Origin of the sequence: Bradyrhizobium sp. ORS 375 (assembly GCF_000239775.1) — a bacterium.
GTDB lineage: Bacteria > Pseudomonadota > Alphaproteobacteria > Rhizobiales > Xanthobacteraceae > Bradyrhizobium.
The window spans coordinates 1-8645 of the sequence record NZ_CAFI01000075.1 but is presented as its reverse complement, the minus strand read 5'-3'; the positions used below and the strand labels follow the sequence as shown (position 1 = coordinate 8645).

Below are 8645 nucleotides of genomic sequence, written 5' to 3'. Positions count from 1 at the left end.
AGCCGTCTTCCTCCTTGCAACAATCGGCCGCACACATGCTCGGGCGTATCAGGACGGCATTCCTCTGGGCTCTTGCCCTGCTCTTCATCTTCATCACGTTCAACAGCAACGAGCCCTATCTCGTTCGGCTGCGCGGCCCCGGTCACGCAGCCCTGCTAATCATTGGTCTCGCAGCTCCGCTTCTGCTCCTGCTTGGCGGCCGCTGGCGCAGCGTCGGCGGGCGACTGCTCCTGCTCGCGTGGTGCATCCCGCTGATCGCGCTGACGGCCACGCAATTCATGTTCGCCTGGCGGAAGTATGAGACGTTCCGCACGGCCCCCGAGGTCGCGCGGCTGCTCGGGCCGCATTTCATGGTCGGCTACAGGTCGACGGACGACGCTGCAGCGCTGGCGCGGCAGGGGCTGATCGCCGGCGTCTATGTGACCCGCCACAATGTGCGTGGCCGAACCGCTGCTCAGCTGCATGCTGATATCGCCCGACTGCAGGCCGCGCGGACGCGCGCGGGCCTGCCACCTCTCTTGGTCTCGGCAGATCAGGAGGGAGGCTCCGTCGCACATCTGTCGCCGATGCTGCCGAACATGCCCGCGCTCGCGACGCTTGCAGATCTGCCCGCAGCGCGGCGCGCGCAGGAGGCGTTCGAGATGGGCAAGAGCCAGGGGCGATCGCTGGCGGACGCGGGTATCACTTTCAATCTCGCCCCGGTCGTCGATCTGCGTCCCAGCTGGACGCATAACCGGTTCGACTTTCATACGCTGATTGGTCGGCGCGCGATCTCAAACGATCCCACGGTGGTCGGCGACGTCGCGCTCGGCTATGTGCGCGGTCTCGAGGCCAGTGGCGTTCGCGCCGCCGTCAAGCATTTCCCGGGTTTGGGCCGCGTTGCTGCCGACACGCACCATTTCTCCGCGCAGCTCGAGACGGCGGCTGATGTCTTGGAGCAGTCGGACTGGCGGCCATTCCGCCAGGTGCTCGACAACTCCGCTGCGGCGGTGATGGTCGGTCATGTCGTGGTCGATGCGATCGATCGCGAGCATGCCGCCTCGCATTCGAAGGCGGTGCTCGAGGGCCTGATCCGCGGCCGCTGGAACTACCACGGCGTGATCATCACTGATGATCTCGTCATGGGCGCGATCTACGGCCACGATCTCTGCAAGGCCGTCGTCGAGTCGCTCAACGGCGGTGCCGATCTCCTGCTCGTCGCCTATGATGGGACGCAGTTCCACCGCGTGTTCGCGTGCGCGAAGGATGCTCTGGCGCAAGGACGGCTCGATCTGGAGGCGCTACGCCGAAGCGACGAGCGATTGCGGCGGTGGATGCCGGGTGAAAAGGGACCGATTGCGGCGGACGCATCGGCCGTACAATCGCCATCGTCAAGCCTGCAGCACCGTGGCGTCGATTAGGACGGCCGTCGATTGAACGCAGCGCCGCTGGTCAGCGCGGGCCGTTGCCGGTCCAGTTGCGCCAGGCGACGTTGGAGAGACTCCGCAGATCCGTGGCGAGCGGTCGACGCACCTGCTTGTCGTGCTGCCCGATGATCTGCTCCGACTCGCGGATCTTGAGCTGGAGCTCAGACACCTGTCGCCTGGTCCGCTCGATCGCCTTGGCATCCGCGCTTTCCCCGACCGTGAACCGAGCCGTCTCGATCTGCTTCAGCGCCGCGCGGTTCTTCTTGAGCTGAGCGCGGTGCCAGGCAACCCTGCTGTCACTATCCGCAACCATCGTGCACTCCCGAGAAAGGCCGCAAAGACTAACCGACCGAGTCGTGATTCGCGACAGGCCGGCCGCCTGCGCAAGCACCCGAATACCGATCTGCCGCCAGCTCATCATCTGTGCGAGCGCTGACGGGCGAGGTGGCCGATCACTCCAGTCCGGCGGCGCGTCTCATCTCATCGATCAGTTCCGATGCTTCCGCCTTGCTGCGCACCTTTGCGGTGGGATCCGGCCGGCCGGCCTGCTCGCTGAGCGTCTTCAGGTAGGACGCCTGTGCATCCGTCATTGGGTCATTGCCCGAAGCCCAGTCCTTGGGATCCTTCTCGATTTTGTCGGTCATAACGGACTCCATTGTCAGGCCGAGATCAACGCGCCGGGCTGCCGTTCGTTCATTCTTCGTTCCTGCCGGAAATTCGGGGCCTTCACCGAGCCGGTCGAGACGCGCAGTTGCACCCGCCAAGCGAAGAGGTCGCCAATTACTGCGAGGATTGCGTCGTCTTCTTCACGGCGGGCTGTGGCGGTTGTTGTTGCGCCGAGCTCCCGGTGCGCGGCGCATCTGGCGTACGCGCATCCGGTATGACGATGTCCTGTCCCGGACCGGCGAGTTCGTCGGCCGTCGCCTCACACGGCTTGATCTCGAAATTGTTGTCGAGCACCTTCTCGCCGTGCGTATCCAGGGTGACGAGATCCGCCTGCTCGGCGGCCTCCCATACCTCGCGCTCGGTTCGAAACGGACGCGTCATCCTTTCGTCATTCTCAAACAGCGCGTAGGGCACGAGGAGCTCCAGATCTTCGACAGAGCGGGCTTGGCTCGTCCGCGCTGCGCGGCGCCGCCAGGGCTGCTCGTATCAGACAAAACAGTCGCCGCGGGCTCCGGTTCCCTTTTGGCGGAGACGCGCCGCCGATCGATGAGTTGTGACAATTGGTCATGCGTCGCCGCGGAACGATCGGCGCGCGCCCCTGGTTGGCCGCGGTCATCACTCCAAAGGAGAGCAATCAATGGATATCAAGGGAAAGCGGATCGCGATCCTTGCCACCAATGGCTTCGAACAATCCGAGCTGGAAGTGCCGCGCGATCGCCTGTCTCAGGCCGCGGCGACGGTAGAGATCATCTCGCTCGCGCCGGGTGAGATCAAGGGCTGGGACCAGAAGGATTGGGGCAGGCCCGTCAAGGTCGACAAGACGCTCGACCAGGCCTCGGCGTCCGACTACGACGCCATCGTGCTGCCGGGCGGCCAGATCAATCCGGATCTGCTGCGCCTCGAGCCGAAGGCGCTGAAATTCATCAAGGACGTCTTCGACGCCAAGAAGATCGTGGCTGCGGTCTGTCACGCGCCATGGCTTCTGATCGAGACGGGGATCGCGAAGGGGCGGAAGATGACGTCGTACAAGTCGATCAAGACTGACGTCGCCAACGCCGGCGCGCAGTGGCAGGATGCGCAGGTCGTCGTCGATCAGGGCGTGATCACCTCGCGCAATCCAGGCGATCTCGAGGCCTTCAGCGCCAAGATCATCGAAGAGATCAAGGAAGGTCGCCATCTGCAACGCAGCGCCGCTTGAGGCGGGGCACCGGAAGAGGCCGGATCACGTCCGGCCTCTTTGCGCAGACGGGCCCAGCGCCCGAGGGGTCGAACGCTGGGCCGCAGTCCACACGGAGTGTCTCCAGCGAGATGGGGGAACGCCGCCGGAGACCGATGGAAGACGTTCGGCACGGCGCCTCGTTCCTAATTTCGTCCTCTGCCTTCATCCGCCTCGCCTTCATCCGCCTCTCCGGCCGCGCAACCTCCCGTGACAGCGCGGAACTTACGTGGCGATCCCGGGTTGGCCGGGTTTTCCAGGCCGCGGAGATGTGCCGTGAGTGAGAAGGCAAAGATTCAGGACTACAAGGCTCCGGCCGGCGGCTGGGGTTCCGTTCAGGCTGTGGCGAGCATTCTCACCCAGGAGGAGGTGGCGCTGCTCGGCAGCGAGATTCTCCTGAAGCAGAACAAGCCGGGCGGCTTCATGTGCGTGAGCTGCTCGTGGGCGAAGCCTGCGCATCCGCACCCGTTCGAGTTCTGTGAGAACGGCGCCAAGGCCACGGCATGGGAGATCACCGGCAAAACCGTAGGGCCGGATTTCTTCGCCCAACACACGCTCGCGGAGCTGCGGACGTGGTCGGACCACCAATTGGAGGAGCAGGGCCGGCTGACGCATCCGATGCACTACGACGCGGCTAGCGATCGCTACGTTGCCGTGAGCTGGGACGAGGCGTTTCGCGCGATCGGCGCGGAGCTGAAGGCGCTCGAGCCGCGCGCGGTCGTGATGTACACCTCCGGCCGTGCCTCGCTCGAAACAAGCTACATGTACCAGCTGTTCGGTCGCATGTACGGGACCAACAATTTTCCCGACAGCTCCAACATGTGCCATGAGTCGACCTCCGTCGCGCTTCCAGAGGTCATCGGCGTCCCCGTCGGCACGGTGCTGCTGGAGGATTTCGACACGAGCGACTGCATTCTTTTCTTCGGCCAGAACACGACGACCAATTCGCCGCGCATGCTGCATCCCCTGCAGCGGGCGGCGCAGCGCGGCGTCCCCATCATCACTTTCAATCCGTTGCGCGAGCGCGGTCTGGAGCGTTTCACCGACCCGCAAAACCCGATCCAGATGGTGCTGACCGGCGGCACGCGCATCAGCACGCAGTATCATCAGCTCAGGGTCGGCGGCGACGGAGCGGCGCTGCTCGGGCTTTGCAAGGCTGTGATCGAGGCTGATGACGCCGCGATCGCGACGAAAAGTCCCCGCGTCCTCGACGTCGCCTTCATTGAGCAGCATACGTCTGGATTCGACGCTTTCGCGAGCTACTGCCGCCAAGCGGCGTGGAGCGACATCGAGCGGGCTTCGGGGCTGGCGCGGTCCGACATTCTGGAAGCCGCCAAGGTTTATGCGTCTGCGCATGCGGTGATCGCCAATTATGGGATGGGGATCACGCAGCATCGTCACGGCGTCGAGACTGCGAAGATGATCGTGAACCTTCTGCTCTTGCGCGGGAACATCGGCAAGCCGGGCGCCGGAATCTCGCCGGTGCGCGGGCATTCCAACGTTCAGGGACAGCGCACGGTCGGCATCTCGGAGAAGACCAAGCTGGTGCCGCTGGACAAGCTGGCTGAGCTCTACAATTTCGAGCCGCCGCGCTGGGATGGTCTCAGCACGGTCGATGCCTGCGAGGCGATCATCAAGGGCGAGGTGAAGGGTTTTGTCGGTCTCGGCGGCAACTTCCTGCGGGCGGTGCCGGAGCGCTCGCTGATGGAGCCGGCCTGGTCGAGGCTGCGGCTGTCGGTGCAGATCGCGACCAAGCTCAATCGCACCCACCTCGTTCCGGGCGCGGTGACATATCTCCTGCCATGCCTGGGCCGGATCGAGATCGACCGGCAGGCGAGCGGGGCGCAGGCCGTATCGATGGAGGACTCCACCGCCTGCATCCACGGCTCGCGCGGACAGCGTCAGCCCGTCGCCGCGGGATTGCTGTCGGAGGCGGCCATCGTGGCAGGTCTGGCCAAGGCAACGCTGGCGCCGAATCCGCGCGTCGACTGGGACGCGTGGGTCGGGGACTACGCGCGGGTGAGGGATGCGATCGAGCGGACCTATCCTGATCAGTTTAAGGATTTCAATCAGCGCCTGTTCCAGCCGGGCGGCTTTCCCCGTCCGCTCGGTGCGCGCGAGCGCAAGTGGAAGACGTCGACCGGCAAGGCCAACTTCACGGTCCCTAAGGCGGGACTGAACCCGCCGGAGGAGGGCAAAGGCGTATTCCAACTGATGACGCTGCGCGCCGACGGCCAGTTCAACACCACGATCTACAACGAGGACGACAGGTTCCGGGGCGTCAGCGGAAGTCGCCTTGTCGTCTTCATGAATGCGCGAGACATGAGCGAGCTCGGCGTCGCCCAAGGCGACACCGTGCGGTTGGCGACCGTGGCCGATGACGGCGTAGAGCGTTCGCTCGGGGGATTGCAGGTCGTGACCTTCGACATTCCACGCCATAGCGTGGCCGCCTACTACCCCGAGTGCAACGGGTTGATCCCGCTCTGGCACTACGCTGAGGGCAGCAAGGTGCCGGCAGCCAAATCGGTGCCGGTCAGGATCAGCCCGGAAACGGCGGGCTAGACGCGTGAGCGAGCGATCAGCTCGCCGCGCGTCGTCGGCCCTGGTCGGTGGCATCCTTGGTAAAAGCGCTCGTCTCGGGCGGTGACGCGCCCGGGCGAAGTGGAACGACGAGACGGCAGACCAGTCCTTCCGGCCGCCAGTCGAACACGGCGCGCCCGCCAAGCTGGCTCTCGACGCTGGCCATCAGGCTGCGGGTGCCGAAGCCGCGCGAGGTCGGCACCCGAACCAGCGGGCCGCCGGTCTCGATCCACAAGAGATCGAGGCGGTCCTGCTCGATCGTCCAATGCACCGAGAGCTGGCCGGAGCGCACCGAGAGCGCGCCATATTTCGCCGAGTTCGTCACCAGCTCGTGCAGCGCCAGCGCAAGCGTCTGTGCAGTCGCCGGCTCGAGCTGCAACTCTGCGCCGCCGAAGGCCACCTGTCCGCCGGTCGCATAGGGCGCGAGCTCCTCAGAGACCAATCGACTGATCTCCGCGCCCTGCCAGCTCGATAGCGACAGGATGGTGTGAACGCGCGCGAGCGCACTGATGCGGCCCTCGACCGCGCTGACATAGGTCCTGACGCTATCGGCCTTGGTCAGCCGCACGATCGATTGCGCCAGCGTGAGCGCATTCTTGGCGCGGTGATCGACCTCGCGCGTCAACAGGTTCTGCCGCTCCTCGGCGCGCTTGCGCTCGGTGATGTCGATGGTGACGCCGCTGACGCGGATCACGCGCCCCGTTGTGTCGGTCGTCGCGGCCGCCGTCCCGACGCACCAGCGCTCCTCGCCATCCGGCCTGTTGATGCGAAATTCCGCCTCGTAGGACGTTGCTCCACGGCCGAACTCAGCAACCACCCGTCGCGCACGCTCCGCGTCCTCGGGATGCAGCAGACCCATGATGTTCACGCTGTTGAGCTCGAAGCTCTGCGGCGTCACCCCGAAGATGCGGTATTGGCCTTCGTCCCACATCCAGTCGCCGTTGACGCCGTCGAAATCCCACGAGCCCATTCGGCCTGCGGCGATGGCCATGCTGCGGCGCTGCTCGCTTTCCAGCAATTGAGCTGTCGATCTCTCCAGTTCCGCCGTGCGCGCCCGCACGCGGTTCTCGAGCTCGAGGTTCAGATTCTCCAGCTCGCGGGTCTTGCGATAGAGCTCGGCGAAGACCTTGATCTTCGCCCGCAAGACCTCGGGCACGACGGGAACGGGGACGTAGTCGACGGCGCCCATCTCGTAGCCGCGCAGCCGGTCGAAGTCGCTGACCTGTATCGCCGAGATGAAGATGATCGCGATCTTCTGGAACCGCGGGTGCTCCCGGATCATCTGTGCCAGCTCGAACCCGTCGAGCTCCGGCATGCAGACGTCGACCAGGATGACGGCGATCTCGTTTTTCAGCAGGATCTCGAGCGCCTCGCGTCCCGATGTCGCGACGACGAGGTTCTCTCCGAGCTCCTTCAGGATGACTTCATAGGCCAGCAGTTTTGCGGGCTGGTCGTCGACCAGGAGAATGTTGACCTTCGGATGTTCCATGGTGATCAGCCGTTCAGCGGTGCAGCCACATGCGGATGGCAAGGAGCAGCTGCTCGGTGTTGACGGGTTTGGCCAGATAGTCTGAGGCGCCGGCTTCAAGGCACTTTTCTCGGTCTCCCTTCATGGCTTTCGCGGTCAGCGCGATAATGGGGAGGCGTGCGAAGGTCGGGGACTGCCTGATGACACCAATGGTCTGGTAGCCGTCCATCTGCGGCATCATGATGTCCATCAGCACGATCGCGATCTCCGGGTTGTGTTGCACGAGATCGATGGCCTCGCTCCCTGTCGTTGCGGTGAGCACCTTCATGCCGCGCCGTTCCAGCACGCTCGACAGCGCGAAGATGTTGCGCGCGTCGTCGTCGACCAGCAGCACCGTCTTGCCGATCAGGTCCTCATCGGAGCTGTTCAGCTTTTCGAGCATGCGCTGCTTTTCGATCGGCAGTTCCGTAATGATCCGATGCAGGAACAGCGACGTCTCATCGAGCAGACGCTCGGGCGATTCCACGCCCTTGACGACGATGCTGCGCGCCATCGTATGCAGCTCCGCATCCTCCTCGGCGGACAATTCCCGCCCGGTGAAGACGACGACAGGCACCCCGGCCAGCGTCTCGTCCGACCGCAGCTGGTCGAGCACGTCGAAGCCGCTCATGTCCGGCAGCCGGAGGTCCAGCACGACGCAGTCGCAGGGCGCACTGCGCAGTACATCGAGCGCGCCCGCGCCGGTCTCCGCCGCGAGAATCTCGATATCATCATGCTCGAGCAGTTGGCGAATGCTCATCCGCTCGGCGTCGTTGTCCTCCACGATCAGCAGCCGCTTGCGCCGCGGCTTGGCGTATTCCTTGATCTGCGACAGCGCCGCGCTGACCCCCTCCGTTGTCGTCGGCTTGCTGACGAAGGAGAAGGCGCCGCGTGCCAGCGCGTGCTGGCGGTCCTCATCGAGCGTGATGATCTGCACCGGGATGTGCCGGGTCAGCGGGTTGTGCTTCAGCTGGCTCAGAACGGTCCAGCCGAGCATGTCCGGAAGGAACACATCGAGCGAGATCGCTGCCGGCTGATACTGCTTGGCAAGCTCGAGCGCTTCGGCGCCGCGGCTCGCAACCAGGACTTTGAAGCCCCTGTCGCGTGCGAGATCGATCAGGACACGCGCGTAATGCGGGTCATCTTCAACGACCAGAAGGATGGTGTCTCCCGGGGCGAGGCTGAGCCGATCATCCTGCAGCGGCTCGACGGTGCGTTCAGGCGCCGTGATCTGCAGGGCAGGTGTCTGGACGTGCGGAATGGAAGCCGG

Annotated in this window: 8 protein-coding genes; 3 read left to right on the top strand and 5 right to left on the bottom strand. The window is 64.8% G+C overall.

Features of this window, described 5'->3' with window-relative positions:
• Positions 1–35 precede the first annotated feature (35 nt).
• Entirely contained in the window at positions 36–1400 is a 1365-nt protein-coding gene (locus BRAO375_RS06610) for a glycoside hydrolase family 3 N-terminal domain-containing protein (protein WP_009026686.1), read from the top strand.
• 31 nt (positions 1401–1431) lie between these two features.
• Here the strand turns inward: BRAO375_RS06610 and BRAO375_RS06605 are convergent, their stop codons facing one another.
• The 3 genes from BRAO375_RS06605 to BRAO375_RS06595 form a co-directional block, all read right to left on the bottom strand.
• Positions 1432–1719: a hypothetical protein gene (locus tag BRAO375_RS06605; protein ID WP_009026685.1), complete on the bottom strand. Its 288-nt coding sequence runs from the start codon at positions 1717–1719 to the stop codon at positions 1432–1434.
• Between the two features lie 139 nt (positions 1720–1858).
• Complete coding sequence (locus BRAO375_RS06600) at positions 1859–2050, bottom strand: DUF3072 domain-containing protein (RefSeq protein ID WP_009026684.1); 192 nt, start codon at positions 2048–2050, stop codon at positions 1859–1861.
• Positions 2051–2186: 136 nt separating this feature from the next.
• On the bottom strand, positions 2187–2453 hold the full coding sequence (locus tag BRAO375_RS06595; protein WP_244423124.1) for a hypothetical protein: 267 nt from the start codon (positions 2451–2453) through the stop codon (positions 2187–2189).
• Positions 2454–2709: 256 nt separating this feature from the next.
• On the opposite strand from BRAO375_RS06595, the gene BRAO375_RS06590 reads away from it, so the two are divergent.
• Together BRAO375_RS06590 and BRAO375_RS06585 are read left to right on the top strand one after the other, a co-directional pair.
• Positions 2710–3270, top strand: a complete 561-nt coding sequence (locus BRAO375_RS06590) for a type 1 glutamine amidotransferase domain-containing protein (RefSeq protein ID WP_009026682.1) — start codon at positions 2710–2712, stop codon at positions 3268–3270.
• A gap of 294 nt (positions 3271–3564) precedes the next feature.
• On the top strand, positions 3565–5850 hold the full coding sequence (locus BRAO375_RS06585) for an FdhF/YdeP family oxidoreductase (protein ID WP_009026681.1): 2286 nt from the start codon (positions 3565–3567) through the stop codon (positions 5848–5850).
• Positions 5851–5866: 16 nt separating this feature from the next.
• Here the strand turns inward: BRAO375_RS06585 and BRAO375_RS06580 are convergent, their stop codons facing one another.
• Both BRAO375_RS06580 and BRAO375_RS06575 read right to left on the bottom strand, forming a co-directional pair.
• A complete protein-coding gene (locus BRAO375_RS06580; protein ID WP_035639290.1) occupies positions 5867–7357 on the bottom strand; it encodes an HWE histidine kinase domain-containing protein in 1491 nt (496 codons plus the stop codon).
• Positions 7358–7370: 13 nt separating this feature from the next.
• On the bottom strand, positions 7371–8645 hold a 1275-nt coding region (locus BRAO375_RS06575), incomplete at its 5' end, for a response regulator (RefSeq protein WP_035639287.1).

Coding starts and splice junctions, on each gene's coding strand:
- BRAO375_RS06610 (WP_009026686.1), top strand. CDS start 36: ATGCTCGGGCGTATCAGGACGGCATTCCTCTGGGCTCTTGCCCTGCTC.
- BRAO375_RS06605 (WP_009026685.1), bottom strand. CDS start 1,719: ATGGTTGCGGATAGTGACAGCAGGGTTGCCTGGCACCGCGCTCAGCTC.
- BRAO375_RS06600 (WP_009026684.1), bottom strand. CDS start 2,050: ATGACCGACAAAATCGAGAAGGATCCCAAGGACTGGGCTTCGGGCAAT.
- BRAO375_RS06595 (WP_244423124.1), bottom strand. CDS start 2,453: ATGACGCGTCCGTTTCGAACCGAGCGCGAGGTATGGGAGGCCGCCGAG.
- BRAO375_RS06590 (WP_009026682.1), top strand. CDS start 2,710: ATGGATATCAAGGGAAAGCGGATCGCGATCCTTGCCACCAATGGCTTC.
- BRAO375_RS06580 (WP_035639290.1), bottom strand. CDS start 7,357: ATGGAACATCCGAAGGTCAACATTCTCCTGGTCGACGACCAGCCCGCA.